The organism is Herbiconiux sp. VKM Ac-2851 (assembly GCF_013205105.1).
Lineage (GTDB): Bacteria > Actinomycetota > Actinomycetes > Actinomycetales > Microbacteriaceae > Herbiconiux > Herbiconiux flava.
In genome coordinates, this window is record NZ_JABMLJ010000001.1 from 1,045,717 (window position 1) to 1,071,844 (window position 26,128).

Genomic DNA, 26,128 nt, shown 5'->3' on the forward strand with positions numbered 1-26,128 from the left:
GACCTAAAAGGGTGGAATTCCGCAGGGTACGGGTGAGGTGAGCGAGCGGATGCGCGGGCGCTCAGCCGACCGGAGGGCCGGCCACCAGGGCCACCGTCGTGAGCACCGCCACGACGACCAGCAGTACGACCACGAACATCCACGGATGCCGCAGGAACCAGCGCAGCAGCCGGTCGATCGGCGTGCGGTCACGGGGATCGGAGCCCGCCTCGGTGCGCCAGCCGCCTTCGAGCCGACGCCGGCGCTCGAGCACGGCATCCATCACGAGCGTGCCGTAGGGCGGCACCGCCGTCAGCCCGGCGACGACGATCAGCCACCACGGCCAGCGCTGGTTCAGCCCGACCACGACCGTCGTCACGACGAAGGCGATGAACACGGTGCCGTGCGCGAGCCCGATCGCGAAGAAGAACGGCACCTCGGCGCCGGCGGCGTAGCGGGCCACCATGGCGGCGATCAGGGCCGTCCAGGTGACGGCTTCGGCGATGGACACGGCGCGGTACAGCAGGCGGGGAGACATCCCCTCCAGCCTAGCCAGCGCCGATGCCGTGCCGCGGCCCGCGGACCGTGCCGGGCGTACGTGCTTGCGTATGGGCGTGCGAGCGTGCGCGCGTGCGACGATCGTCGGATGGCCCTTCGACGCCCAGACTTCCGCACGGGCGGCCGGGTGGCGTAGCGTCGTGCCGACGAAGGGAGCCGTCATGGCCGAAGCGGTGCAGGCGATCGATCCCTCGGTGCCGCCGAGTGGAACCGGGTGCGTGGAGTGCGAGGCGACGGGCAGCTGGTGGCTGCACCTCCGGCGCTGCGCCGCCTGCGGTCACGTGGGATGCTGCGACGACTCGCTGAACAAGCATGCGACGGCCCATTACCGGCAGACCGGGCATCCGGTGATGCAGAGCTTCGAGCCGGGCGAGGACTGGTTCTGGGACTACTCGACCGAGGACTACACCGACGGGCCGCGGCTGGCCGACCCGCAGAGCCACCCCGTGTCGCAGACGGTGCCGGGGCCGGCGGAGCGTGTGCCCGCCGATTGGGAGTCGCTGCTCGGCTGAGTGGTAGCGGGCTGAGTGGTAGCGGAAGGGCCACGCGCCCGCCCGGGGGGTTTCCTAGCCTGAGGGCATGAACCTCCAAGACGTCGTCGACGAACTCGCCGAATCGCTCGGCCGCTCCGTGGTGGTGAACGATCTCGCCTACCGTCCGCTCGCCGCGAGCGCGCAGGGCGACGAGATCGACCGGATCCGCACGGTGAGCCTGCTGCAGCGCGCCACCCCCCAGCCCTATCAGGCCTACCTCGACGAGCTGCAGGTCAACACGGCCCGCCAGCCGATGCTGATCGGACTCGAGGAGTTCGGCGGGCGGGAGCGGCTGGCCGTGCCGATCCGCGACGAGTCGGGCACCGTGGCCATTCTGTGGCTGATCACGGGCGACCTGCCGCCCCTCACCGCCGCCGACTACGCCGCCATCGAGGCCGCGGGGTCGCTGCTGCGGGCCTTGCTCTCGGCCGACGGCGAGGGGGCGGGCGAGGGCACCAGCCGCCCCGCCGTGCTGCGGCGCCTGCTCTCGGCCGACCCGGCCACGCGGCGCCGCGCCTTCTCGGACGCGGTCACCAAGCGCTTCCTGGAGCGCGGCCCCGGCACCGTGGTGCGGGCCGTGATGGTGGGCTCCGACCGCTCGCACGTCGAGCGCGTCGCCTTCGGCCGGCACCTCGGTGCCCTCCGCTCCCCCGGCTTCGCCTTCCTCGGCGAGTGCGGCGACGCGCTGATCGTCGTCGGCCGCGCCGGCGACCGGGAGGCCCTCGACGAGACGGTGCGCCGCGAGGCGGAGCGCTACGGCATGGCCGTCGCCGCGATCGGCTCGGCGCACCACGACCGCGCCGACGACGACCTGCAGAACGCCGTCGACCAGGCCTGCACCGCCGCCGCGATCGTCTCGGCCCTGCCGCACCTCGGCCCCGGCGCCGACATCGGCGAACTCGGCGCCTGGGCGATGCTGTCGGCCGTGGTGGGCGACCGGCGGCAGCTGGCGATCTTCTCGCCGGCCGCCCACCGGCTCTGCGTCGAGGGCGACCCGCTGCAGCGCACCACCGTCGAGACCTACCTCGACGTCTGCGGTCAGGTGCGGGACGCCTGCGAACTGCTGCACATCCACCGCACGACGCTGTACTACCGGCTCGAGAACATGCCGGAGGTCGTGAAGGCGGCGCTCGACGACGGCATGCAGCGCAGCACGCTGCACCTGTGCCTCAAGCTGATCCGGTTCTGGGAAGCGACGGGCCGGGCCTAGGCCCGGCCCGCGAGAGGAGAGGCCGCCGTGACGGAGCAGACCCGGACCGCCCCCCGCACAGCCCCGCGCACCGTGCACCTGTACGGCGAGCGCCGCAGCCGCGACGCCTACGCGATCCGCGACTTCCTGACCCGCAGCGTGGTCGACTTCACCTGGACGACGCTCGCCACCGACGAGCAGTGCCGCAGCATCCTCGGCGTGCCCCTAGCGGGGGCGCGGCTGCCGGTCGTCGACCTGCCCGACGGCACCCGGCTGAGCGACCCCAGCCTCGCCGAGATCGCCACCCGCCTCGGCTGGGTCGAGGCCCCCAAGCTCGCCGAGTACGACCTGTCGATCTACGGTGCCGGCCCAGCGGGTCTGTCGGCCGCCGTCTACGCCGCCTCCGAGGGCCTGCGGGTCGTCGTGGTCGAGCGCGAGGCGGTGGGCGGCCAGGCCGGCTGCAGCAGCCTGATCGAGAACTACCTCGGCTTCCCGCACGGCATCGCGGGCGCCGACCTCGCCGAGCGCGCGCGGCAGCAGGCCGTCGAGTTCGGCGCCGAGCTGCTGATGATGCGGGCCGGGGTGCAGGGCGAGTTCCACGACGGCCGCATCCACGCCCGGCTCGCCGACGGCAGCACCCTCGTCGCCCGGTCCAACATCTGCGCCACCGGCGTGGAGTGGCGGCGTCTCGGCCTCGACCGGGAGGACGAGCTGCTCGGCCTCGGCCTCTACTACGGCGCCGGCACCAGCGAGGCGCCGGAGTGCGCGGGAGAGCAGGTCTTCGTGGTGGGCGGCGGGAACTCCGCCGGCCAGGCCGTGATGAACCTCGCCGCCCACGCCGCCCGCGTGACGATGCTCGTGCGCGGTGCGGATCTCAGCGCCACGCTCTCCAGCTACCTCGCGACGCGGGTGATGGCGCAGCCGAACGTCGACATCCGTCTCGACACCCGCATCACCGCTCTGCACGGCGACGACGCCCTGACCGGGCTGACTCTCGAGGACAGCCGCACCGGCGCGAGCGAGGAGGTTGCCGCCTCGCGGGTCTTCGTCTGCATCGGCGGCGCGCCCGACACGGCGTGGGCGGCCGGCACGCCGATCGTGCGCGACCGGCTCGGCTACCTGGTCACCGGGCCCGACCTCAGTGCCGCGGACCTCGGCGTCTGGCCCCTCGAGCGGCACCCGTTCTTCCTCGAGACGAGCGTGCCGGGGTCGTTCGCCGCCGGCGACGTGCGGCAGAATTCGGTGAAGCGCGTCGCGTCGGCCGTCGGCGAGGGCGCGATGGCCGTCACCTTCGTGCACCGCTACCTCTCGGAGACCTTCGGATGAGCCTTTCCCCTGCGCCCCGCCGCTTCTCGGTCTCGCACGGGCCCGCCTTCTGGATCGTCGCGGTCACCTTCCTGCTGGTGATGGCCTACTCGACCGTGCCGACACCGCTCTATCCGCTCTACGAGCAGCGCGACGGCTTCCCGCCGTTCGTCGTCACGATGATCTTCGCCGCCTACGCCGTGGGCGTGATGGTGAGCCTGTACCTCGCCGGTCACGTCAGCGACTGGCTCGGGCGACGCCGCGTGCTCCTCGTTGCCGTGCTCGTCTCGGCGCTGTCGGCCGTGCTGTTCCTGTTCTTCACCGAGGTGCCGGGGCTGCTGGTCGCGCGCTTCGTGAACGGGGCGAGCATCGGCATCCTGACCGCGACGGCCACCGCCCACCTCGGCGAGCTGCGGGCCAGGGCGAAGCCCGACGAGAACACGATCGTGGCGGCCTCGGTGTCGGGCGCGGCCAACCTGGGCGGGCTGGCCCTCGGCCCCCTCATCGGCGGGCTGTTCGCCGAGTTCCTGCCCGACCCGCTGATGCTGCCGCACCTGGTGTTCCTCGTCGTGCTGATCGTCGCGGCCCTCGCCCTGCTGCTCGTGCCCGAGACGGTCGACGTGCCCACCGGCGACGACCGCCCCCGGTACCGGCCGCAGCGCCTCTCGGTGCCGGCGGGGTCGGGCCGGGCCTTCGCCGTGGCCGCGTTCGGCGCCTTCTCGGGCTTCGCCGTGTTCGGGCTGTTCTCGTCGCTCGCGCCGACCTTCCTGGTGGTCACCTTCGACTCCCCCGACCACCTGCTGGCCGGCGCCGTCTCGTTCTCGGTCTTCGCCGCCGCGGCCCTCGGTCAGCTGGCCCTGGTGAAGCTCCGGATGCGCACCCAGCTCACCATCGCCCTCCTCGGCTGCACGACCGGCCTCGTGCTCGTCGCGGCCGGAGCGCTGCTGCCCGCGCTGGCGCTGTTCCTGATCGGCGGCGTGGTGGCGGGGCTCGGAGTGGGGCTGCTGTTCAAGGGGGCGCTCGGCACCGCCATCGGGCTCGCCGACCCGAAGCGGCGCGGCGAGACGCTGGCGCTGGTGTTCCTGATCGCGTACGCCGGGCTCGCGGTGCCGGCGCTCGGGGTGGGGGCGGCGCTGGCGTTCGTGCCGGCGATCGTGGCGCTGGTGGTGTTCGTGGGGCTGGTGCTCGTGGCGACGACGGTGGCGACGGTGCTGATGCGGCGGCGGGCGGTGCGGTAGGGCTTCGGACCGTGCGGTGGGGGCACCGGGCGGTGCGGTGCGGTAGGGCTTCGGCCCGTGCGGTAGGGGCATCGAGCCGTGCGGTGGGGGCGGTGCAGTGGGTCGTCGGGCAGGGCAGTGGGCGTCGGCCGGTCGGTGGGGCTAGTGGCCGGCGAGGGCGGCGGCCTCGCTGAGCCAGCGGCGGTGCTGGTCCCACGGGTCGGTCGCGCCCGCGCGCAGCACGTCGATGTGCGCCAGCAGCGCGTCGTGCTCGTCGAACCACTCCCGCCCGGCCCGATGCGCCGCGAACTGCTGATGCCGCCGCTGCTCCAGCCGCCGGTCACCGCGCTCGAACGCGAGCAGCTCCTCGTAGTGCAGCTGCCCGAGCCGCGATCGCGGGTTGGCCGAGGTGCCGATCTTGATCCGGCCCCGTGAGCGGATGTAGTACACGACGTCCACCCGCACCGGCCGCGCATCCGGATCAGGATGCTCGTGCAGCCGCCACTCGCACACCGCGCACAGCCACCCCGACGGCCACCTCACGCCGAGCCGTGACCCGCAGGCCGGACATGGCGACGGCAGCACGTCGGTGACTCCCACCTCACCCGCGACCCACTCGGAGGCGCGCAGCAGGTGCTCCTCGCAGAGCCCTAGCCCGGCCTCGACGACAACCGGTCGGGCGCACCGGCCGCTCCCGCCGCTCGGGTCGGCCGCGCCGCAGCCGGCGCTCGGATCGTCCATGCCCGCACGCTATCGCGAGCCTCCGACACCGGCGGGCGGCGCGGTAGGCCATGTGTTCCGCGTGCGGCGGGCGGCGTGCGGCGGGCGGGTTGCACCCGGGCGGGTGCCTCAGGCGGCGACGAGCTCGATCTCGATGCGGGCGCCGAGCGGCAGGCCGGCCACGGCGACGGTGGTGCGGGCGGGATACGGCGCGTCGAACATCCGCTCGTAGACCCCGTTCATCGCCGCGAAGTCCTCCATGGAGGTGAGGTAGACGTTGACCTTCACGGCGTCGACCAGCGTGCGGCCGGCGGCAGCGAGCACCAGGCCGAGGTTGGCGAACACGCGTTCGGTCTGGGCGACGACGTCGCCGTCGACCAGACGTCCGGTCGCCGGGTCGATCGGGGTCTGGCCCGAGAGGTACAGCAGCTCGCGCCCCTGCCCGGTCGCGGCGTGGGAGTAGGGGCCGACGGCGGCGGGGGCGTCGTTCGCGTGGACGGTCTGTCTGGGCATGCCCCGATCCTGCCACGGCGGGCCCCCGCTGGCGGCGGGCGCCTCGGCGGCTATGCCGCGAACGGCTTCGAGAGCCTCGCGGAAGTCTGTCCGCAGGCACGGTGAGGTGCCGGCGCCCGCTTCGGGCGGGTCCGAAAACGAACCGCCGGGATCGAGCCCCGGGGCGTGTTGGAACGGCAGGGTGGGACGTGAAACCCTGGGACGGGCGCGCCGGCGAGCGGGCCGCGAAAGGACACCCGTGGGCAAGCTCATCTACGACTCGTCGTTGACGGTCGACTTCGACGATCGGGTGATCGCGCACCTTCAGGTCGTGATCGGCGCGAAGCTGCGCCGCGGGGAGTCGTTCACGTTCTCGTGGAAGGACGACGGTCAGCTGGGCGACGGGCGCACGTCCATCTGGATCCACCCGGCCGTCCCGCTCGTGTTCAAGTCGTTCGGCGGTCGGCCTCCGGCGATCAACCGCCGCTGGGTCGAGGCGCTGATGCTGTCCGCAAACTCGGCCTCGGGGCTGCAGCTGCTCCCTGAACCCGCGGCTGAGCCCTCGGCCGACGGGTCGGCGGCGGCACTGCCCGGCTGAGCGGAACGTTCGGCGCTACCCGCCGTCGATTCGCGGCCTGTCTTCGCGGCCGGTCTTCGTGGCCGGGCGGCGTGATAGGCGTCGCTGGCCGGCGGCGGATGTCGAGGCCGGATGTCGGCGGCGGCTATCAGCGGCGGATGCGGTATCGGCACGCGGCGTCGGATGTCGGTGGTCGCTCGTAGGGTCGGAGCGGCCGCCGCGCACGGCGGCCGGAGAGGAGCGCGGGCGTGCCCGAGAGCATCGACGCCTGGTGGTCGCGACGCCAGCGCTCGAAGGGCAGCGACGTGCCCTACGCCGTCGGCACCTATCGCGACGACTGGGCGCCCTACCCCGTGCTCGTGCGTCAGTACCACCCCGATCTGAACCGCATGATCACGCTCACCCAGGTGCCGCCGGCGGCGGACGTCTACCTGACATGGCAGTGCGAGTCCGGCCACGTCTTCATCGCCACCCCCGCGGAGCAGCGCTCCCGCCCCGGCGGCGGCCAGCGGCGCCGCTCGGTCTGGTGCCCCACCTGCTCCGACCTGGCGGCCCCCCGCCGCCCGCCCAAGCCCTTCCCGGGCCCGGCGGTCCCCCTCGACGGCCCGGCAGCCGCCGTGACCCCGACGCCGGATCCCCTCGCCGGAGTCGAATCGAGGCCTCTGTCGCGGGCGACGCGTCCCGGCAGCCGCGTGACGGCTACCGGTGGGACTCGGAGCTCACGCCGGGACGGGCGGGCCAGCGGCCCCACGGCGTATCGGGGGGCGGCGCGGTCGGAGCGGGCCGCGGATCCGCTGCCGCCGGCGGGGCCGGGGGTCGGGGCGGCCGCGCGCCGCGCCAGGGCGGGGATCGTGCGGCTGGCGGTGGCGCCTTTCGTGGTGCCGCCGCTGCCGGAGTCGCCCGCGGAGAGCGTCGGGCCCGCGCATCCGCCCCCACCCGCCATGCCCGGAGCGGAGGTTCGGAGCGAGGACGTGCGCACCGACCCCCGCCACCGGGCCGGCGACGCGTTCCACAGCACGCGCGCCCCGCGCACGGCCTCGGCGGCCGAGGCCGAGCTGCGAAGCCGCCTCGCCGAGCGGTTCGACCTCGACCTCTCCCCCGAGCGGGCCAACGCCGTGGCCGTGACCCGGCCGTTCTTCGGGCGCACGGAGGTGTGGCCGGACATCGTCATCCCCGAACTGCGGGTGGCGATCGAGTACGACACCGTCGGCCGCTTCGGCCTCGAGCACGTCGGCCCCCGCGAGGACACCGACCGCCGCAAGGACCGCATGCTCCGCGCCGTCGACTGGGAGGTCGTCCGGGTGCGCTGCGGCAAGCTGCAGACCCTCGGCCCGCACGACATCGTGGCCTCGGGCGTCACCGCCCGACTGATCGACTCGCTGATAGACACGCTCCGCACCATCCGCGGCGACCTGTTCGTGAACGCCTACCTCCGCTGAGCCCGCCCCGTCGTCAGCTCCTCGAATCGTGGTGAGGCGCGGGCGGTAGCCTGAGGGCATGGAGTGGGTCGACCGCGTCGGGGTGGCGTTCTGGGTGATCGTGCTCGTCGCGGTGCTGGTCGTTTTCGCGCTGGTGGCGTGGCGCCTGATCCGGATGGCCGCAGCCGCCCGACGCGGCGACTTCTCGACGGGCCCTGCCCGCGGCCGCACTCCCGGCACCCCATCCTCGCGCTCACCGTCGGCGCGAGGCAGCAGCCTCCGCCCCGACACCACCCCCGGCGCCTACCTCCTCGACGACACGACCCCGCCCGCAGACAGGCCATCGACCGCCTCTCCACACGCCGCCGAGCGGTCTACCGCCAGCCCACCCACCGCCGAGCGGTCTACCGCCAGCCCACCCACCGGCGACCGGGACGACGAAGCGCGCTGAGGCGAACACGCGCTGACGAGCGTCGCGCGGCGCAGGGCGCCGATCGGGCCGTGGCGGAAAAGAGCGTCACGCGGCGCAGGGCGACGATCGGGCGGTGGCGGGAAAGAGGGTCACGCGGCGCGCGGGGCCGCTCGGGCGGCAGCGGTGAGGGCCGCGTCGAGTTCGTCGAGCGCCAGGGTGAGGAGCTCGGCGTCGAGCACGCCGGTGTCGGCCTCGTGCGTCACCGTGTAGAGCGCCAGGCGGAGGCGCGCCGCGGCGGCCGGGGACGGTCCGGCGATGGTGTCGATGCGGGCGTGCAGGCGCCGGCGGTGGTCGATGTGCTGCGTCGTCCACACGCGGTTGGTCATGGGGTTCTCCTCGTGGTCGGTGGCCGCCCTCGTCGGCCTGTGCTGGTCACCGTAGGCGAGCGGGTGGGACGAGCATCCGGTGTGACGTCACTTCGTCGTCATGTGTCGCGCTGTGACGATGACGACGACGATGACCGGGTGGATGCGCAGGTGTACTTGTGCTCATGCAGCGATGCTCGCGGCTGGGCGGCGGCCGTGGGGGTCGCGACCGAGAACTGTGGAATCGTTCTACGCTTGAACGAGTGGTGCAGGACAGGTCGAAGCGAGATGACGGGCGGGTCGCCGATCCGCGGCTGAAGGCCGCCCGCTACCGCACGGGCACCGGCGACACGGACGAGCCCGAGGCCGACGACGCCGGGCGGCCGACCATGGAGCAGCGGGCGCAGTACGTCGAGATCCAGATCGCGCAGGCCATGCGGCGGGGCGACTTCGATGACCTGCCGGGCGCCGGGAAGCCGCTGACGGGGCTCGGGGGAACGTACGACCCGGACTGGTGGATCCGGCAGAAGATCGAGCGGGAACGCCTGACCGGGCTCGGCCCGCCCGCGCTCACCCTCCGCACCGAGGACGCCGAGCTCGACGCCCGCCTCGACGCCACCCACAGCGAGCACGCCGTGAGAGAACTGCTCGGCGACTTCAACCGCCGGGTGATCGAGGCGCGGCGGCAGCTGCAGGGCGGTCCGCCGGTGGTGACGGCGACGCGCGACGTCGACGCCGAGGTGGCGGCGTGGCGCAGTCGGCGCGAAGAGCGCGGTCGCGTCGCCCGGGAAGCCCGCGAGCGGGAGGACGCGGAGATCGCCGCACTCCCGTGGCGGGAACGCCGCCGCGCCCTCCGCGCCCGCCGCCTGCGCGACGGCTGGTGACGCGCGGACCCCTGCCGGCAGAAGTCAAGCTGCGATCGCGCGCAATGTCACGAGCCCGGAAAGCCGTGATCGCGTCCGATCCGACGGACGCTGCGGGAGATCAGGCGCCGGGGGCGTCCTGGGCGCCGGGGGCGTCCTGAACCTCGGATTCCGACGCCGCACCCTTCTTCAGCCGCTTCTTCGTCGACCGCTCCACGAGGATCGCGAGATAGTCCCGCACCGGCCGCCCCGCCAGCTCGGTGAACTCGGCCCGCGTGGCCTGCTCGATGTCCGCGCGCGGCCGATCGGGGAACCGCTGCTGCAGGCGGTCGACGATCTGCTCGATGGTCTCTTCGTCCGTCACTTCTCTGGCCATGTGCCGCAGTCTGGCACCACCGGGTTAACGGCCGGGGTCGACCGACCGACCCCGAAGCCTGCGGACAGCCGACGTCACCACCCACCCGAGCACCGATGCGACCCCCGCCGCCGCGCCGTTCTGCGCCACCACCCCGAGCGACGAGGGCCACGTCGCGTTGCCCGACGCCAGCACCAGGAGTCCGCAGACCCCGGCGCCGATGACGGCGCCCAGCAGTGCGAACAGGCCCACCGCGAACAGAACGACGCGCAGCCCCCGGGGCCGCAGCGGCAGGCGTCGAGAGACCCACGCGGCGGCGGGCACCCAGAGCAGCAGTCCGCAGAGCGCGTACGCCGCCGCAGTGCCCAGCAGCACCCCGGCCACCGCCGGCCCGGACATGTCCCACTCCTCGACCGTCAGCACCATCGCCAGCACGCCGACGACCGGCCACACCACGACCCCAGAGAAATGGCTCCGCATGGCGCCATCATGCCGTGACCGGGTTGACCGGAGATGAACGTCGAGTAGGCGACGGATGCCCTAGCCGCACCAATCAGGCTGGAACCCCGGCACCCCGCGCTCCACGGCGCCGGTCGCGACCTCGACGAAGTACGTCGTCATCTCCGAATAGCCTGGCAGCGCGTACCCGTCCCCGACCGCGCCGCCGGCGATCGTCTCGACCGCCAGATACTGCCCGTTCGGCGAGAGGCAGAAGCTCCGGATGCGCGAGCCGGCCGCCGCGGGCCGGTACAGCTCGCGCGTCCCCGCCTCATCGGCATAGAGGATCACCGACGACTGCGCCGCCGACCCCGACGAGTAGTCGACCGCGTCGTACTGGCGCACCGTGGCACCGTTCGGCAGGGTGGCGATGGCCCCGGGGTAGAGGGCGGGATCCGCATCCGGAACCGCCTGGTCGAGCGGCTCGACGGTGCCGTCGGCGAGGTCGATCGTCGAGGTGCCGGCCGGATCGGCGACCACGAGCTTCAGCCCGCCCGCGAGGAAGTCGCGCATCTCGACGTGCCGGCCGAGCGGCGTGGGCCCGCCGCTGCCGAGCGGGTCGATGAGGTAGAGCTGCTGGTCGGTGCTTTGGGCGACGAGCGCCGAGCTTCCCGGTACGAACTGCCAGTCGACCACCCTCAGCGGCGAGCCGTCGAAGCCGGTCACCTCCTTCGGGCGCCCGGAGGCGTCGAGGGGGTCGAAGGTGAACAGGGCGTTCTGGTAGACGCGGCCCTGCGCATCCTGACCCCCGTTCACCGTGTAGCCGAACAGGCCGGCCGTCGCCGAGGCGTGCAGGTTCTGGATGCGCGAGCCCGTCGGCGTGAACACCGTCGCCGGCGTCGCCCCGGCCTGGGCGACCGCGAGCGTGCTGCCGCCCTCGGCGTCGAGCAGGATGACCGCGAGGGCGTCTCCGGCGACGGCGTACTGCTGGATGCGCGGGGCCTCGAGCACCACGTCGGTCGACGAATCCGCGCCCGACGCGAGGCTTGACCGCAGGATCTGGTCGTCGGGCTTGTCGGCGCCGGCCGCCGCCCCGCCGCGCCGCAGCAGGCTGTAGACGTCGATGTCGGGGGTACGGAAGGAGTAGTCGATGGTGCCGGTCAGGCCCGTGCCGTCGCCGGTCACCCCGTCGACCCGCACGGCGTAGTCGGTGGCATAGTCGAGGACCGCCCCGAACGTCAGGGTCACGTCTGCGCCCGAGGAGTCGAGGGTGAAGGGTGCTGCCGGTGTCACCGTCACCTGCGAGGCGTCGACCGACTCGAGCGGCTGGTCGGCGTGCAGCACGAGCTTCTGATCGGGGCGCGTGATGGTGGCGGCCGGGTTCACCGAGCCGGCCTGCAGGGTCGGACCGCGAAGCACGGCTGCGGTGCCGAGGCCGGCCGCCGCCAGGGCGAGCACGACGAGGGTGACGGCGCTGGTGCGGCGGAAGCGGCGCAGCTGGGAGCGCTCGGCACGCTCGTGCGAGGGGGCGGAGGCGGCCCGAGCACGGGCCATCAGGCGGCGGGCCATCAGTAGACGTAGGGCTCATCGGGCTGGTCGACGGGGGTGATGTCGGCCGGCTCGAAGACGATGGGCTGGCTGCTCGAGGTGCTGGGGTTGGTGCCGAAGGTTCCGGATGCCTCGACCCACGTGTCGACCGCGTAGCTGTCCTGCCATCCCGGCAGGTAGACGGGCACGCCGACGGGCTGGGCGTCGACGGCGCAGCAGGTGACGGCGAAGCGGGCGACGTAGAAGACGTCGTCGGGGTCGGTGGGATCGGGGGTGACGAAGCCGGTGAGGGTGGCGGACTTGCCGGCGAAGTAGTCCTCGCCGGCGCCCTGACGAAGGAGCGAGGCCCAGTCCTTGATAGTGAAGGCGGCCGTGTCGCTGCCCACGAGGGTCTCGGTCGCGCTGGTGTCGGTGACGGCAGCGGAGGCGTTCAGGTCGCGCTGGTCGACGGTGGCGGTGGTGAGCGTCGAGGGCGGGACGATCAGGAGGGCGCCGACGGTGGCGGCGATCACGACGCCGGCGGCGACGGCCCAGACGGTGTCCCGGCGTCGTCCGCGCTCGTGATCGTGGCCTTCGTGGTCGTGGTCGTGGATTTCGTGGTCGTGGTCGTGGTCGTGGTCGTGATCGTGGCCTTCGTGGTCGTGATCGGCCTCGGTCGCCGTCGGCACGATCGCGAACGCCGCGAGCACCACGACACCCGCGAGCACCGCCATGATCACCGTGAACTCGTAGTAGCGCGGGTGGATGTACAGACCGAGCTGGCCGGTCACGGCGAGCCAGATGATGGCGACGATCCCGACGAGCGAGAGGAGGATGCCGCGCCAGCGGGTGAGCAGTCGGTCACGCAAGAAGGTTCACTCCGAATCCGAGGGCGAGGGAGGCGAGGGCCACCACGGCGACGAGCCGCACGAGGGCGCCGGTGGTGAAGGTGGTGCGCAGCAGCGTGATCATCTTCACGTCGACCATCGCCCCGAACACGAGGAATGCGACCACCCCGCCGGGCAGGAAGGTCGAACCGAAGGCGAGGATGAAGAAGGCGTCGACGTTGGAGCAGATCGCGATCACGAACGCCAGCAGCATCAGGGCGAGCACCGACCAGATCGGGTTGCTGCCGAGCGCCGTGAGCACGTCGCGCGAGAGCCCGACCTGGATGGCGCCGGCGATCGCCGAGCCGACGATCAGCGCGGGCAGCATGGTGGATGTCTCGTCGGCGAAGGCGACGACACCGCGCCGCAGCTTCGCCAGCTGCCCGGCCCGTCCGTGCTCATGGCCGTGGTCGCCGTCGCCGATCCGGCAGGCCTCCTCGAACGCGGGCGTCAGCAGCAGCTCGGGTCGCGGGTGCCGGCTGAACAGCCAGCCGACCAGGTTCGCGATCACGAAGCCGCCCGCGATCCGCCCGATCAGGATGCCGTCGTTCCAGCCGAAGGCCTGGTAGGTCGTGACGATGGTGACGGGGTTCAGGATGGGCGCCGCGAGCAGGAAGGTCATCGCCTCCGGCACGGTGAAGCCCTTCATCATGAAGCCGCGGGCGAGCGGCACGTTGCCGCACTCGCATACCGGCAGCAGCACGCCGACCAGCGAGATCACCACGCGCCTGAGCGCCGGGTTCCGGGGCATGATGCGATGGATGACGTGATCGGGCACCCAGAACCGCACCACCACCGAGATCAGGATGCCGAGGAACACGAACGGCAGCGACTCGATCACGACGCTCACCGATAGGGTGACGAAGTCGCGGATGCGGTCGGGAAGAGCATCCGCCCCCCACGTCGCCGAGACGGCCCGGAGCACGAGCAGCGCCACCGCGAGCACGGCGCCGACGACGAGACCGCGGAGCGCGGTGCGGGATCGGGGGGCCCGGGTGCGGGGCGGCAGCACGTCGCTCGTCACAAGGAGCCAGCGTAGGGCAGGGCGACCTGACGTCCCTGGGAACGGCGTGTCGGCCTAGCCCGCGAGCGCCTCCCCCGCGAGGGCCTCCCCTGCGAGCTCCTGCAGCCGGGCGTCGCGGTGCTCCTCGTGCGCGGTGATCGTGACGACGGCGTCGTGCGCGTCGTCGATCACGACGTACTGCCCGTAGCGGCCGTCGAGGCGGCGGCACTCACCGGGGCCGGCCCAGACCGCGAGGCCGTAGCGGAGGTAGGGGGCGGCGCCGGCGGTGTCGACACGGGTGTCGAGCATCCGGTCGACCCACTCGGCCGAGACGAGGCGCTCGCCCCGCCACAGGCCGCGGTCGCGCAGCAGCCGGCCGAGACGGGCGAGCTCGTCGGTGCGCAGCTCCAGGCCGCTGCCGCCCATGACGTGACCGAGCGGGCAGCGGAGCCACTGCGGGTTGTGCAGCTCGAGCGGGTCGAAGAGGCGCGGCAGGAGCCAGTCGCGCACGTCGCCGCCGATCGCGCGGGCGAGCATCCGCATCGCGACGCAGGTGCTGGCGTCGCTGTACTGGAAGACGGAACCGGGGCCCGCGGTCGGCCGGCCGAGCATCTGCTGGGCGAGGTCGGGCCAGGGCACGGACTGGTGCGCGAACCAGCGGAAGTCGATGCCGCTGGTCATGGTGAGCAGGTGCTCGACGGTGACGGCCTCGACGCCCTCGCCGAGCACCGGCACCGTGTCGCCGAGCAGCTCGCCGACCGTGCTGTCGAGGGCGATCAGGCCGCCGTCGGCCGCGATGCCGGCGGCGATGGCGCAGACGCCCTTCGAGACCGAGTAGAGGTTCTCGCGGTCGTCGCTGCGCCAGCGGCGCCGGGCCTCGTCGTCGCCGACCAGCACGTGCACACCGTGAGCGGCGAGCTGCTCGGCGTCGACACCGGCGACGAAACGGGCGAGGACGTCATCGGCGCGAGTCATGCCCCGAGTCAACCAGGCACCCCCGACAGTGGCGAACCTCGCCTCAGACGAGGGTCGCGATGAGCCGCTCGACGCGGCCGCGGATGTCGTCGCGCACGTCCCTCACGACCGAGACCGGCTGCCCGGCGGGGTCGGTGAGCTCCCAGTCCTCGTACCGCTTGCCGGGGAAGATCGGGCAGGCGTCACCGCAGCCCATCGTGATGACGACGTCGGCCTGCTGCACGGCATCGGTCGTGAGGATCTGCGGCACGGCCCCCGCGAGGTCGATGCCCTCCTCGGCCATCACGGCGACGGCCGCGGGGTTCACGGCGTCGCCCGGCTCGCTGCCGGCCGAGAACACGTCGATACGGTCGCCGGCGAGGGCCCGCAGGTACCCGGCGGCCATCTGGGAGCGGCCGGCGTTGTGCACGCAGACGAACAGCACGGCGGGTCGCGGGTCGCTCATGGGGCTCCAAGGGGTCGGTGGCGCCCATCGTAGACGGGGTGGGTGAACAGCGGATGCCGGCCCCGACCCTCCCCGGTAGACTGGCCTCTGGTGTGCCGGGAAGTCTGGTCGGCGGGCGGTCGAGCGACCGCTCTCGATGCCCCACCGAGCCACCACCCGTGGCAGCAAGGACACCGCATGGCCGTCATCCGCTCCGAGCGCGTCGCCGCGTTCCTCCTCCTCATCGCCGCCGCCCTCGGCCTGATCGCCGCGAACACGCCGATCGGCACCGCGCTGATGGACATGCAGGACGCCCATCTCGCCATCCCGGGCACGCCCCTCGACCTCTCCGTCGGCCACTGGATCAGCGACGGCCTCCTCGCGATCTTCTTCTTCGTCGTGGCCGTCGAGCTGAAGAACGAGTTCGCGGTCGGGCAGCTGAACTCCGTCTCGAAGGCGGTGCGCCCGGCGATCGCCGCGCTCGGCGGCGTGATCGTGCCGGCCCTGATCTTCCTCCTGATCACCGCCGGATCGGGCTACGAGGGCGGCTGGCCGATCCCCACCGCGACCGACATCGCCTTCGCGCTCGGGGTGCTGGCGGTGTTCGGCAAGGGCATCCCGTCGAGGCTCCGTATCTTCATCCTCGCCCTGGCGATCCTCGACGACATCGTCGCGATCCTGATCATCGCCGTGTTCTTCACCGCCGACCCGAACCTGCTGCTGATCGTCCTGGGGGCGGTCGGCGTCGTCGTATTCGGTCTGCTCAGCCGACTGCTCGGCACCAGGTTCCGGATGCTCGTGGCCGCCGCCATGGTCGTCACCGCCGTGCTGACGTGGTCGCTCGTCTACCTCTCGGGCGTGCACGCCACGATCGCCGGTGTCGCCCTCGGGCTCGCCATGGTGCGGAAGCCCGCCATGAAGCTCCGGCACCACCTCGAGCCCATTACGAACGGGGCGATCCTCCCGCTGTTCGCGTTCTCGGCGGCGCTCGTGGCGATCCCGCAGGTCGCGCCGAGCGAGCTGGCGGCGCCGTTCTGGGGCATCCTGGTCGCACTCCCGGTGGGCAAGCTGATCGGCATCAGCCTAGGCGGCTGGCTGTCGAGCTTCGTCGGGCCGCGTGAGAAGAGGCCGCACCTCACGCTGCACGGGCTGCTCGCCGCAGGGGCCTTGGGCGGCGTCGGCTTCACCGTGTCGCTGCTGATGAACGAGCTCGCGTTCGCCGCCCAGCCGGAGGTGGCCGACGAGGGCACCCTCGCCGTGCTGCTCGGCTCGAGCATCTCGATCGTGATGGCGGCGATCCTCGTCTCGACCCTCGCGGGCACCTACCGGCGGCTCCGCCGCCTGCGCCTCGAGGCCGAGCGCCGCATCGCGTCCGCCTGACCCAGCCACACGACCCGGCCGCGGCACGTCGGTACGGGAGGAGAATCGCGCCGATAGGCCGATATACGCCTCATCGGCAGGATTCTCCTCCCGTACCGGCGGCCGAGCATCCGGAGAGCTACATGACGCCCCGGGCGGCCAGCTCCCAGCGGATCGACTCGGCCACCCGCACCGCGTACTCGGGCGTCATGTGCACCTGGTCGTAGCGCGTCGGGATCGTACCCGCGAAGGCCGGGCAGAAGCCCTGCGCGCAGGTGAAGCCGAGCGAGCTGACGACGTGGTCGCCGGTGCCCTGCGCCGCCACCCCCGCCTCGAAGGACTTCTGGAAGTCGTACCAGGCGCCGTCGACACCGGCCGTGCAGTCCTGGGGGCTCTTCACGGGCGAGTAGCAGGCGCCGAGGTTCGCCCCGAGCGGCGGCGGCGCGAGGTAGACGACGTGCCCCGGGGTGTCGAACCGCGACGCCAGTGAGATGGTCGAGCCCACCAGCTGGGCGACGGTGAGCGGCTGCCGGTCGGCCGCGTTGCCGAGGGCGTAGGCGTTCGACACGACCACGAGCTGCGGGGCGTCGGCGGCGATCTGGGCGGTGACGTCGGCCTTCCGCTGCGGGCAGGAGTCCATCACGCCGTCGCCGTCGTTCTGCACCAGCACGTCGGTGAAGCGGCAGCCGTAGAGGCCGACGGTGGTGACCTTCCACTGGCCGCCGCTGCGATCGGCGATCTCGCGGAAGGCCGGCGCGTACGCCAGCGCCGTCGAGTCGCCGACGAGGTACATGTGGTTCGGCGCGTCGCCGCTGCCCCAGGTGCAGCGCCCGAAGTCGGGGGTGCCGCCGAGGTCGAAGCAGCCCTTCGCGGGGTTGCGGCTGGACGTCTCCGAGATGGCGGCGTCCATCGAGGGCGAGAGGTCGGACGGCCACTCGGTGGCCGAGGCGGCGTTCCAGAGCTCGGCCTGCAGCTCGTCCTCGGGGTTCACCGGGGCGGCGGGGTCGGCGCCGGGGTCGGTCTGGCCGTCGCCGGTGGCGGCGGGTTCCGGATGCCCGTCCCCGCCCAGCCCCGCCGCGGGAACCCCGCTCGGCACCGCGAGGGCGAGCGGCCCCTCCCCCTTGACCGAGAGCTGAACGGTCACGGCGATCACCACGACGATCACGACCAACCCGAGGCCGGCGCCGAGGAACTGCGCACCGAAGCGTTCCCGCCAGCCCTGCCACGCGGTGCGGCGCGCGTCGCGGAGGCGGACGCGCTCGCCCTCGGCCCCAGTCTCGGGGGCGCCAGCCTCCCGGTCGGTGCCGGACGCGGCCGTCGACTTCGCCGCGACTCGCTCCGGAACGGCCGTGGGTGCGGAGGTCGAGGCGGCCAGTTCGGCCCGCAGCCTCGCCCGCTCGGCCTCGGCCGCCAGTGCCCGGGCGCGCACGCGATCGGACACCGGGGAGCCCGCGCGCGCGGCGGCAGTCGCCGGGCGCGGCGGCACCACGGCGGGTGCGGGTGCGGGCTCGCGCGTCGTGGTGGTCGGCTGCACGGGATCGGGCTGCCGCGCATCCTGAACCTGCGCCGGCTCGGGATCAGCTTCGGGTTCCAGCTCGGCCGGCTTCGGCTTCTCGAGGAGCTCGCGGCCGCGCAGCCAGGGCGAGCGGTGCAGCGGCTGCTCGATCAGGAAGTAGGCCACGAGCGACACCGCGAGCGTCAGCCCGAGCACCGCGAGCGTGACGGCGAGCGACTGCTCGGGCACGAGCAGCAGCACGAACACGAGCACCGGGAAGTGCCAGAGGTAGAGCGAGTAGGAGATGTCGCCGAGGAATCCGCTGACGGGGTTCTCGAGCGGGAACAGCCAGCGCTGCCGGCCGCCGATGCCCGCCACGATGACGGCGGCGGTGGCGATCACGGCGGGCGCCGCCCATGGCCCCGGGAACGCCATCGTCGAGTCGACGAGCAGCAGCGACGCGACGATGCCGGCAAGGCCCAGCCAGCCGAGCACCGCGCGCACCGCCGTGGGCAGGCGCGCGAACAGCGGGGCGGTCACGGCGAGCAGCCCGCCGAATGCGAGCTCCCAGACCCGCGTCAGGGTCGAGAAGTACGCGACCGTGGGGTTCTCGGTGCTCTGCCAGAGCGCCACGGCGAACGACGCCGCCGCGAGCAGCGCCAGCACGATCCCGAGCACCCACCGCTGCCGCCGCACCGGGCGAGCGGATGCGCGTGCCGCAGCGTCCCCGGTGGCCGCCGCCTCACCGTCCTCCCCGGCACCGTCCTTCGCCGAGACGCGGCGGCCGATCAGGGCGACGAGCAGCACGACGAGCACGGGCCAGACGAGGTAGAACTGCTCCTCGACCGAGAGCGACCAGAAGTGCTGCAGCGGCGAGACCGCGTCGCCCTGCCGGAAGTAGTCGGTGCCCTGGGCGGCGAAGCGCCAGTTCGAGACGAAGACGAGGGCCGATACGGCGTCCCACGCGGTCGACCAGAAGCGCGGCTGGTTGAACAGCAGCCACGCGAGCGCCGTGGTGACGACGAGCACGGTCACCGCGGCGGGGGCGATGCGGCGCATCCGCTTCGCGTAGAACCGGCGGAGCGACAGCGTGCCGGCCGCGGCGTCGCGCAGCAGCAGGCCGGTGATGAGGAAGCCCGAGATGACGAAGAACACGTCGACGCCGGCGAAACCACCGAGCGGCCAGCCGATCACGTGGTCGAGGATGACCGCGATCACGGCGAGGGAGCGGAGGCCCTGGATGTCGTGACGGCGGGAGTTCATGGCGTGAGAATCCTAGCGGGGAGGAGAGCGCTCTCCTTCCGCTGCGGGTCGAGCGCCCCGCCGCCCGGGCGGGGCCGGCGGGTCGTCCTCCTCAGAGCAGGCGGCGGAGGGCCTTGCGCGCCGCGTCGGCGGCGTCGAGGGCCTGCCGGGCCTGGTCGAGCGAACGCTGGTAGAGCACGCCGTAGGTGAACGAGCCCTCCCCCGCCGCCTCGGCCCGGCGCGAGGTGAGCAGCACGAACTCGGCGAAGAGCGAGGCGTCGCGGTGCCGGCCGAGGGCGTCCTGCAGGTCTTCGGCCGACTCTCCGACGGTCGCGACCGAGGAGCCGAGCACGGCCGCGGGGCCGTCGGTCGAGAACTCGGCGGCGTGGCGCAGCCGGCGGGCGGCCTTGCGCGAGTCGTGCAGGGCCCCGATCGCCTCGGCCTCGGCGACCAGTTCGGGGCCGTCGGCGTCAGCGTCGGTGTCGGCGTCGCGGTCACCGGTGCCGTCGCTCAGCACCGGCAGGGCCTCCCGGATGCGCGCGGCTCTCGTGAGCGCCCGGCGACCGGTGCGCTTCACGGCCTTCTTCGCGTCCTTCTTCGGCGAGGTGGGGGCGGTCTTCCCGTCCTCGGGGGCATCTGCGCCGCTCGCGCCCGCGCCCGCCCCGACGCCGGCGAACTCCTCCAGGTCCTCCAGCAGCCGGAAGTACGGCCCCTGCCCCAGCACCCGAACGAGGCGCTGGTGCGCCTCCGCGTGCTCGGCCCGGGTGTCCTCGACCAGCCGGCGCACCGCATCCGGGTCGTCGATGCCGCGCTCCCGGGCGAAGGCGTCCAGCTCGTGTGCGGCCCAGTCCGCGCGGACCTCGAGGTCGCGCACCTCGCCGAGCACCGCGCCGAGTCGGGAGAGCCGGTCGCGGAGCCCCGCCACCACTGCGTCGTCGAACAGTCCGCGATGGATCGCGAGCACGTTGCGGAGGCGCCGCACCGTCGTGCGGAAGCGGTGCACGGCGTCCTCGTCATCGCGCCTGACCGCCGGGTCGAGCTCGACGAGCCGCTGCACGAGTTCGGCGACTCCCGCGCGCACCACGTCGGCCGCCGTCGGCTTCGCGGTGACGGATGGGGACGACGGTGCCGGTTCGTCCGATCCGAGCCCCGTGCGCCCCAGCGCCTGCGCGAGCTTCGAGACGCTCGGTGAGACGGTGGCTCCGGCCGCGAGCAGGTGCCGCTCGATCTCGTCGAGCAGCGTCGTGCGCTCGGCGGCGGTGGCGGGCCCGGCGGGGCCGAGTTCGGCCTCCCACTCGTGCCAGACGCGGGCCGTGCCCTGCCGGGCATCCGTCGCCTGCACCGTGTCGTCGGCGATCTCGGCCACCAGCCCGCCCTCGGCGTCGCGCAGCTCGGTGACGTGCCGGGTGGTGACGATCCGGGCGAGCGGGGTGAGCCCGTGGTCGCGCACATGCACCCGCACGGTGTCGGCGACCTCCTCCGGCACCTCGGACGGGTCGCCCGAGCCGAGCGGCCACTGCAATTCGGTGCGGCCCTCGGCGGCCGGGAGCTTCACGTGCCAGCCCGCGTCGTGCCCGCCCTCCCGCCGCCGCAGGGCGATCCGCGCCCGGGCCAGCGCGAGCTCGGCCGTGTCGAAGTAGACCGCCTCGAGGGTGAAGGGCTCGAGCGTCGTCACCTGAGCGACGCCGGCCGTCTGCCCGACCCCCTCGAGCGACGGCAGGGCGCGATCGCCCTCGACGGCGTACTTGCGTTCGATCTCTGTCTGACTGGTGTGAGCCATTGCTCCGGTCTACCCCTTCACGGCGAGTTCCGCTTTCACGGCCGGGAATGCGGAGCACACTGAAGGCGTGTCCGTCCCTGTACTCATTCTGGTCACCCGGCCCCTCGACGACGAGTCCGAGGGGTCGACGGATGCGCGTCCCGCCCCGTTCTCCCAGGCCGACCCGGCCCTCCCCCACCTCAGCGTGCTCGACCTCGGGGCCACCCGCGGAGACGGGGTGTTCGAGACCGTGATGGTCGCGAAAGGAGCGGCCCCGGCGATCGACGCCCACCTCGACCGCTTCGCGGCCTCGGCGAAGCTGCTCGATCTGCCCGAACCGAGCCGGGCCGTGTGGCGGGCGGCCTTCGATGCGGCCGTGGCCGCGCATCCGCTCGTCGACCTGCTCGCGGTGAAGCTCGTGCTGACCCGCGGGATCGAGGGGCAGGACGCCCCGACGGGCTGGATCCTCGCGCAGCCCGGCCGCGACTTCAGTCGCGAGCGCGTCGAGGGCGTGCGCGTGGTGACGCTGGATCGCGGCTACCGGCACGACGTCGCCGCCACCTCGCCGTGGCTGCTGCAGGGCGCGAAGACGCTGTCGTACGCGGTCAACACGGCCGCAATCCGCGAGGCGAAGCGGCGGGGTGCCGACGACGTGATCTTCACCAGTTCGGACGGCTTCGTGCTCGAGGCGCCGACCGCGAGCGTGCTGCTGCGAGAGGGCGACCGGTTCACGACGCCCTCGGCGGAGCTCGGCATCCTGCCCGGCACCACGCAGCGCCGGGCGTTCGCGTTGCTCGAGGAGCTCGGCTACGAGACCGGTGCGGTGCGTCTGCGCAGCAGCGAGCTGGGGCGGGCGGACGCGCTGTGGCTGGTGTCGAGCATCCGTCGCGCGGTGCCGGTGGTCGAGCTCGACGGGGTCGCCAAGGCGGTCGACCGGGAGTTGACGGCGCGGCTGAACGAGTACCTCGGGGAGCACTGAGGCGGGGTTCTGGCCGGGCCGGGGTGGGTCGCGCCGGCCGGTGCTGGCGCTAAGCCGTCTCGGCGAGACCCTGAGCCAGGGAGGTGCGCTGCACGTTGTCGCCCACCCAGCGCACCAGCGGGATGAGCAGCGCGGCGAGCTCGTCGCCGAGCGGCGTGAGGCTGTAGTCGACCCGGGGCGGCACCGTGCCCGCCGACTGCCGCAGCACGAAGCCGTCGCTCTCGAGCTGGCGGAGCGTCTGGGCGAGCATCTTCTCGCTGATGCCCTCGACGTAACGGTGCAGCTGCCCCCAGCGCATGGGCTCACTGGCGAGGGCGGCGAGCACGAGCACGCCCCACTTGCTGGTGACGTGGTCGAGCACGACCCGGCTGAGGCAGCCGGAGGCGAACGGGTTGCCCGGGATCGACGGGGTGTCGGAGTGGATCTCGTCCCAGATGCTGTCGGCCATGCTGCCACTTTAGGGTACTTACCGGAAAGTGGGTACAGCGATCCGGGAAGTATCTTCGGAGGGACGCAGTTCACCCTCGTGACACCGGCCCCGAGCGGGGCCCCGAAAGGATCATCATGACCATCGTCGTCTCCGGAGCCACCGGCCACCTCGGCCGCCTCGCCGTCGAGCACCTGCTCGCCCGCGGCGTCGCCTCTTCCGACATCGTGGCCGCCGGCCGCACGCCCGAGAAGCTCGCCGCCCTCGCCGAGGCCACCGGCGTGCGCACCGCCGTGATCGACTTCACCGACCCCGCGACCCTCGACGCAGCCCTCGCCGGCGCCGAGAAGTTCGTGCTCGTCTCCGGTAGCGAGGTCGGCCAGCGCGCCGCCCAGCACCAGAACGCGATCGACGCGGCTGCCCGGGCCGGCGTGGCACAGCTCGTCTACACGAGCGCGCCGAAGGCGACCGACACCACGCTCATCCTGGCTCCCGAGCACAAGGCGACCGAAGAGGCCATCGCCGCCTCGGGTGTGCCCGCGACGGTGCTCCGCAACGGCTGGTACCACGAGAACTACGACGGCTCCTACGCCCAGGCCGCGGAGTCGGGCGTCTACCTCGCGAGCACCGGCGACGGTCGCGTGGCCAGCGCCCCCCGCACGGACTACGCCGAGGCGATCGCCGCCGTGCTGACGAGCGAGGGCCACCTCGGCGCCGTCTACGAGCTCTCGGGCGACGCGGCCTGGACGGGCGACGACTTCGCCGCGGCGGCCTCGGCGGCGAGTGGTCGTCCGGTCGTCTACCGGTCCGTCTCGCCGGAGGAGCACCTCGCGGCACTCAAGGACGCGGGCCTCGACGACGGCACGGCCGGTTTCGTGGTCGCGCTCGACGGCAACATCCGCGACGGGCTGCTCGGCGAGACCTCGGGCGACCTCGCCCGCCTCATCGGTCACGCCACCCAGCCCCTCGAGACCTACCTCACGGCCCTCGCCGCGAAGTAGCCCGCCTCACCCTCCCTGCGACCCGTCGACAAGTGCGATCCGGGCGCTGCAGGGAGGGTGGAACCTCTCCATTTAACGAGCTTTCATCAGGAGTTTCTGATAGAATCTCAGTATGGAGACAGACCCGCAGCTCAAGAGGATCGCCAGCGATCTTCAGGGCGTTCTGGGTGCCGTGCGCAGCAGGCTGGCTGGGCTTTCCGACGAGGCCGTGTTGGAGTTGATGGCCGACTTCGAGGCGGTCGCACGGCTCGCGTCGGCGGGGGGCGTGCTCACCGCCGGCGAGGTGGGGGTGCGGTCGCGGAGCGAGCTGGGCGACGAGGGGCTGAGCCGGTCGCAGAACTTCACCAGCCCGGTGGCGCTCGTCGCGAAGGTCACCGGGGCGTCAGCGCGGGCGTGTAAGGCGCGGCTCGATCTCGGGCGGAAGCTCCGCGGTGCCGTGCTGCTGGGTGGGGGCGAAGGGCCTGCGCCGTTCCCGGCGGTCGCTCGCGTGCTCGATGAGGGCGTGCTCGGGGTGGAGGCCGCAGCGGCCATCGTGAAGCAGTGCAGTGTGCTCGCCGACCGTGGATGCTCGCCCGAGGTTCTGAGCCTCGCCGAGGAGACCCTCGTCGACCAGACCCTCTCGTGCCGGCTGACCGCGGACGAGACCTTTCGGGCAGCCATTCACCTGCGCGAGGTGCTCGACCCCGATGGTGCGGAGCCACGTGACGAAGTGCTGCAGATGCAGCGGTCGCTGACGATCGCGCTGGCGCCGGATGGGATGTACCGGGGGACGTTCACGCTGGCGCCCGAGCAGGGCGGGGTGTGGCTGTCGAGTATCCGGGCGATGCAGAGCCCGCGCGTGACGGGGCCGCGGTTCGTCGATGGGGACGAATACGTGATCGCCGATGGGCGCACGCAGGCGCAGAAAAACGCCGACACCGTGACTGAGCTGATCGCCCGCGCTGCTGGCGCTGATGACATGCCTCGCATCAACGGGGCCATCGCCACAATCAACGTGCACATGACCCTCGACGACCTCCTGGCAGGCCGCGGCGTCGGGTGGATCGACGGAATAGACCAGCCCATCCCCGCCTCCACCGTCGCGCAGCTACGCTGCACCTCCCCCACCGCCACCACACTGTTCGGCGACAAGGGCGAGGTGCTCTACCACGGCAAAGCGAAGCGGCTCTTCACCGCGGCGCAGAACCGGGCACTAGCCGCACGCGACGGCGGATGCGTATGGCCCAGTTGCGACCGACCACCCTCGTTCTGCGAAACACACCATGCGAACGAATGGGTTTCAGACGATCATCCGCCCGGCCGAACCGACATCGACAACGGCGTGCTTCTCTGTCACTTCCACCATTCGCACCTGCACAAATCACCATGGAAGCTGACCATGCACGACGGGGTGCCTCATCTCATTCCACCGAGATGGGTCGACACGGAGCAGAACCCCATCCCGACCACGCGTCGACGCACCATCCAGCGACCTGCCGCTTAGCCAGCCACGGACTCCGAGGGCAAGCGCGAAGCGCGCGGCAGTACACGGCTGCCGCGCGCTGACGCGCTTGCCCGAGATGGACATGGCTGGGTCAGTAGGAAATCAGAGAGCGCGCAGCTTCTCCAGGAGAGGCCCGGCGGCCGTCGCCAGGAACTCGTCCTGACCCTCGTCTCCCACCTGCACGAGCGCGATGTCGGTGAACCCCGCCTCGATGTAGGGCCGGAAGCTCTCTGCGATCTCGTCGAGGTCGGGCCCGCACGCGATCGAGCCGGCCACGTCCTCAGGCCGCACGAACTGGCTCGCCGCCGCGAAGCCTGCAGGCGTCGGCAGGTCGGCGTTCACGGCCCAGCCGCCACCGAACCAGCGGAACTGCGCGTGCGCCTTCTCGATCGCCGCCTCCTTGTCGGTGCCCCAGCAGATCGGGATCTGGCCGATCGATCGCGACGGCTTGCCGGCGGTCTCGGTCCAGCCCTTCACCAGCTCGGCGTCGGGCTCGACCGCCACGAGGTGGTCGCCCAGCGGCGCGAACCGTGCCACCGACTTCTCGCCCGACACGGCGAGCGCCAGTGGCACGCCCTCGTCGGGCAGATCCCAGATGCGTGCCGAGTCGACCCGGAAGTACTCGCCCTCCCACGTCGTCAGCTCGCCGGTGTGCAGCTCCCGGATGATGTGGATCGCCTCCTCGAGCATGTCCTGCCGCGCCGAGACGGCCGGCCAGCCCTCTCCCACGACGTGCTCGTTGAGGTTCTCTCCCGAACCGAGCCCGAGGATGAAGCGCCCGTCCGAGAGCAGCTGCAGCGTCGCGGCCTTCTGCGCCACGACGGCCGGGTGGTAGCGCACGGTGGGGCAGGTGACGTAGGTCGCGAGCTCGACGCGCGAGGTGGCCTGGGCGACGGCGCCCAGCACGGTCCAGGCGTACGAAGCGTGACCCTGCTCCGTCAGCCACGGCGAGTAGTGGTCGCTCGACACCTCGAAGTCGAAGCCCACCTCCTCGGCGGCGACGGCGTAGCGCACGAGGTCTTTCGGACCGCTCTGCTCGGTCATCAGGGTGTAGCCGAAGCGCACCATGGGTTTCTCCTGTTCTGCACGTCTTCCTGCACGATGGTGCCCTCCACGCTGGCACCACCCGGCAGAACGCGCACTAGT

General features: G+C 72.6%; 27 protein-coding genes. 12 read left to right on the forward strand and 15 right to left on the reverse strand.

The features are described 5' to 3' along the window. Nucleotides 1-61: 61 nt before the first annotated feature. On the reverse strand, nucleotides 62-517 hold the full coding sequence (locus HQQ85_RS04965; protein WP_173181357.1) for a DUF3817 domain-containing protein: 456 nt from the start codon (nucleotides 515-517) through the stop codon (nucleotides 62-64). A gap of 181 nt (nucleotides 518-698) precedes the next feature. Between HQQ85_RS04965 and HQQ85_RS04970 the strand changes: the two genes are divergently transcribed. The 4 genes from HQQ85_RS04970 (at nucleotide 699) to HQQ85_RS04985 (ending at nucleotide 4,802) form a co-directional block, all read left to right on the forward strand. Next, nucleotides 699-1,049, forward strand: a complete 351-nt coding sequence (locus tag HQQ85_RS04970) for a UBP-type zinc finger domain-containing protein (protein WP_173181358.1) — start codon at nucleotides 699-701, stop codon at nucleotides 1,047-1,049. Between the two features lie 67 nt (nucleotides 1,050-1,116). Further along, nucleotides 1,117-2,280: a helix-turn-helix domain-containing protein gene (locus tag HQQ85_RS04975; RefSeq protein WP_173181359.1), complete on the forward strand. Its 1,164-nt coding sequence runs from the start codon at nucleotides 1,117-1,119 to the stop codon at nucleotides 2,278-2,280. 27 nt (nucleotides 2,281-2,307) lie between these two features. Beyond that, the gene (locus HQQ85_RS04980) at nucleotides 2,308-3,585 is read left to right on the forward strand and encodes an FAD-dependent oxidoreductase (RefSeq protein WP_173181360.1); all 1,278 of its coding nucleotides are present in this window, start codon (nucleotides 2,308-2,310) and stop codon (nucleotides 3,583-3,585) included. Next, on the forward strand, nucleotides 3,582-4,802 hold the full coding sequence (locus HQQ85_RS04985) for an MFS transporter (protein ID WP_173181361.1): 1,221 nt from the start codon (nucleotides 3,582-3,584) through the stop codon (nucleotides 4,800-4,802). The genes HQQ85_RS04980 and HQQ85_RS04985 overlap by 4 nt, the downstream gene beginning before the upstream one ends. A gap of 141 nt (nucleotides 4,803-4,943) precedes the next feature. On the opposite strand, the gene HQQ85_RS04990 is transcribed toward HQQ85_RS04985, so the two are convergent. Further along, entirely contained in the window at nucleotides 4,944-5,522 is a 579-nt protein-coding gene (locus HQQ85_RS04990; RefSeq protein WP_173181362.1) for a GIY-YIG nuclease family protein, read from the reverse strand. A gap of 108 nt (nucleotides 5,523-5,630) precedes the next feature. Next, nucleotides 5,631-6,014 carry a Rid family detoxifying hydrolase gene (locus HQQ85_RS04995; RefSeq protein WP_173181363.1) on the reverse strand — a complete coding sequence of 128 codons (384 nt, stop codon included), beginning with the start codon at nucleotides 6,012-6,014 and terminating at the stop codon, nucleotides 5,631-5,633. Nucleotides 6,015-6,252: 238 nt separating this feature from the next. Between HQQ85_RS04995 and HQQ85_RS05000 the strand changes: the two genes are divergently transcribed. The 3 genes from HQQ85_RS05000 (at nucleotide 6,253) to HQQ85_RS05010 (ending at nucleotide 8,439) form a co-directional block, all read left to right on the forward strand. Continuing rightward, entirely contained in the window at nucleotides 6,253-6,591 is a 339-nt protein-coding gene (locus HQQ85_RS05000; RefSeq protein ID WP_173181364.1) for an ATP-dependent DNA ligase, read from the forward strand. A gap of 227 nt (nucleotides 6,592-6,818) precedes the next feature. Further along, nucleotides 6,819-8,009: a zinc-ribbon domain-containing protein gene (locus HQQ85_RS05005; protein WP_173181365.1), complete on the forward strand. Its 1,191-nt coding sequence runs from the start codon at nucleotides 6,819-6,821 to the stop codon at nucleotides 8,007-8,009. Nucleotides 8,010-8,067: 58 nt separating this feature from the next. Then, on the forward strand, nucleotides 8,068-8,439 hold the full coding sequence (locus HQQ85_RS05010) for a hypothetical protein (protein WP_173181366.1): 372 nt from the start codon (nucleotides 8,068-8,070) through the stop codon (nucleotides 8,437-8,439). A 110-nt stretch (nucleotides 8,440-8,549) separates the two neighbouring features. Here HQQ85_RS05010 and HQQ85_RS05015 read toward each other — a convergent pair whose 3' ends face one another. Then, complete coding sequence (locus tag HQQ85_RS05015) at nucleotides 8,550-8,786, reverse strand: hypothetical protein (protein ID WP_173181367.1); 237 nt, start codon at nucleotides 8,784-8,786, stop codon at nucleotides 8,550-8,552. A 242-nt stretch (nucleotides 8,787-9,028) separates the two neighbouring features. Between HQQ85_RS05015 and HQQ85_RS05020 the strand changes: the two genes are divergently transcribed. Further along, nucleotides 9,029-9,649, forward strand: coding sequence for a DUF1992 domain-containing protein (locus tag HQQ85_RS05020; RefSeq protein ID WP_371741763.1), 621 nt, complete (start codon nucleotides 9,029-9,031; stop codon nucleotides 9,647-9,649). 100 nt (nucleotides 9,650-9,749) lie between these two features. On the opposite strand, the gene HQQ85_RS05025 is transcribed toward HQQ85_RS05020, so the two are convergent. The 7 genes from HQQ85_RS05025 to HQQ85_RS05055 are packed head-to-tail and all read right to left on the reverse strand — an operon-like array spanning nucleotide 9,750 to nucleotide 15,258. Continuing rightward, nucleotides 9,750-10,004 carry a three-helix bundle dimerization domain-containing protein gene (locus HQQ85_RS05025; RefSeq protein ID WP_173181368.1) on the reverse strand — a complete coding sequence of 85 codons (255 nt, stop codon included), beginning with the start codon at nucleotides 10,002-10,004 and terminating at the stop codon, nucleotides 9,750-9,752. A gap of 24 nt (nucleotides 10,005-10,028) precedes the next feature. Continuing rightward, nucleotides 10,029-10,463 (reverse strand): hypothetical protein, encoded by a 435-nt coding sequence (locus tag HQQ85_RS05030; RefSeq protein ID WP_173181369.1) that lies wholly within the window; start codon nucleotides 10,461-10,463, stop codon nucleotides 10,029-10,031. A gap of 60 nt (nucleotides 10,464-10,523) precedes the next feature. Then, a complete protein-coding gene (locus HQQ85_RS05035) occupies nucleotides 10,524-11,990 on the reverse strand; it encodes a hypothetical protein (protein ID WP_173181370.1) in 1,467 nt (488 codons plus the stop codon). Further along, entirely contained in the window at nucleotides 11,990-12,817 is an 828-nt protein-coding gene (locus HQQ85_RS05040; RefSeq protein ID WP_254069114.1) for a TIGR03943 family protein, read from the reverse strand. Before HQQ85_RS05040 ends, HQQ85_RS05035 begins: the two co-directional genes overlap by 1 nt. Continuing rightward, nucleotides 12,810-13,859 carry a permease gene (locus tag HQQ85_RS05045; RefSeq protein WP_371741764.1) on the reverse strand — a complete coding sequence of 350 codons (1,050 nt, stop codon included), beginning with the start codon at nucleotides 13,857-13,859 and terminating at the stop codon, nucleotides 12,810-12,812. The genes HQQ85_RS05040 and HQQ85_RS05045 overlap by 8 nt, the downstream gene beginning before the upstream one ends. A gap of 54 nt (nucleotides 13,860-13,913) precedes the next feature. After that, on the reverse strand, nucleotides 13,914-14,813 hold the full coding sequence (locus tag HQQ85_RS05050) for a serine hydrolase (protein WP_173181371.1): 900 nt from the start codon (nucleotides 14,811-14,813) through the stop codon (nucleotides 13,914-13,916). Nucleotides 14,814-14,856: 43 nt separating this feature from the next. Continuing rightward, nucleotides 14,857-15,258: an arsenate reductase ArsC gene (locus HQQ85_RS05055; RefSeq protein WP_173181372.1), complete on the reverse strand. Its 402-nt coding sequence runs from the start codon at nucleotides 15,256-15,258 to the stop codon at nucleotides 14,857-14,859. Between the two features lie 177 nt (nucleotides 15,259-15,435). On the opposite strand from HQQ85_RS05055, the gene HQQ85_RS05060 reads away from it, so the two are divergent. Continuing rightward, nucleotides 15,436-16,617 carry a Na+/H+ antiporter NhaA gene (locus HQQ85_RS05060; protein ID WP_173181373.1) on the forward strand — a complete coding sequence of 394 codons (1,182 nt, stop codon included), beginning with the start codon at nucleotides 15,436-15,438 and terminating at the stop codon, nucleotides 16,615-16,617. 118 nt (nucleotides 16,618-16,735) lie between these two features. Here HQQ85_RS05060 and HQQ85_RS21445 read toward each other — a convergent pair whose 3' ends face one another. Next, nucleotides 16,736-19,354 (reverse strand): acyltransferase family protein, encoded by a 2,619-nt coding sequence (locus tag HQQ85_RS21445; protein ID WP_173181374.1) that lies wholly within the window; start codon nucleotides 19,352-19,354, stop codon nucleotides 16,736-16,738. A gap of 91 nt (nucleotides 19,355-19,445) precedes the next feature. Then, complete coding sequence (locus HQQ85_RS05070) at nucleotides 19,446-21,113, reverse strand: CYTH and CHAD domain-containing protein (protein WP_173181375.1); 1,668 nt, start codon at nucleotides 21,111-21,113, stop codon at nucleotides 19,446-19,448. A 67-nt stretch (nucleotides 21,114-21,180) separates the two neighbouring features. On the opposite strand from HQQ85_RS05070, the gene HQQ85_RS05075 reads away from it, so the two are divergent. Next, complete coding sequence (locus HQQ85_RS05075; RefSeq protein WP_371741765.1) at nucleotides 21,181-22,071, forward strand: aminodeoxychorismate lyase; 891 nt, start codon at nucleotides 21,181-21,183, stop codon at nucleotides 22,069-22,071. 49 nt (nucleotides 22,072-22,120) lie between these two features. Here the strand turns inward: HQQ85_RS05075 and HQQ85_RS05080 are convergent, their stop codons facing one another. Further along, entirely contained in the window at nucleotides 22,121-22,519 is a 399-nt protein-coding gene (locus HQQ85_RS05080) for a helix-turn-helix domain-containing protein (protein ID WP_173181376.1), read from the reverse strand. A 116-nt stretch (nucleotides 22,520-22,635) separates the two neighbouring features. Here HQQ85_RS05080 and HQQ85_RS05085 point away from each other — a divergent pair, with 116 nt between their 5' ends. Further along, a complete protein-coding gene (locus HQQ85_RS05085) occupies nucleotides 22,636-23,499 on the forward strand; it encodes an SDR family oxidoreductase (RefSeq protein WP_173181377.1) in 864 nt (287 codons plus the stop codon). Between the two features lie 112 nt (nucleotides 23,500-23,611). Next, the gene (locus HQQ85_RS05090) at nucleotides 23,612-24,982 is read left to right on the forward strand and encodes an HNH endonuclease signature motif containing protein (RefSeq protein WP_173181378.1); all 1,371 of its coding nucleotides are present in this window, start codon (nucleotides 23,612-23,614) and stop codon (nucleotides 24,980-24,982) included. Nucleotides 24,983-25,084: 102 nt separating this feature from the next. On the opposite strand, the gene HQQ85_RS05095 is transcribed toward HQQ85_RS05090, so the two are convergent. Next, nucleotides 25,085-26,050, reverse strand: coding sequence for an LLM class F420-dependent oxidoreductase (locus HQQ85_RS05095; protein ID WP_173181379.1), 966 nt, complete (start codon nucleotides 26,048-26,050; stop codon nucleotides 25,085-25,087). Between the last annotated feature and the right edge of the window lie 78 nt (nucleotides 26,051-26,128).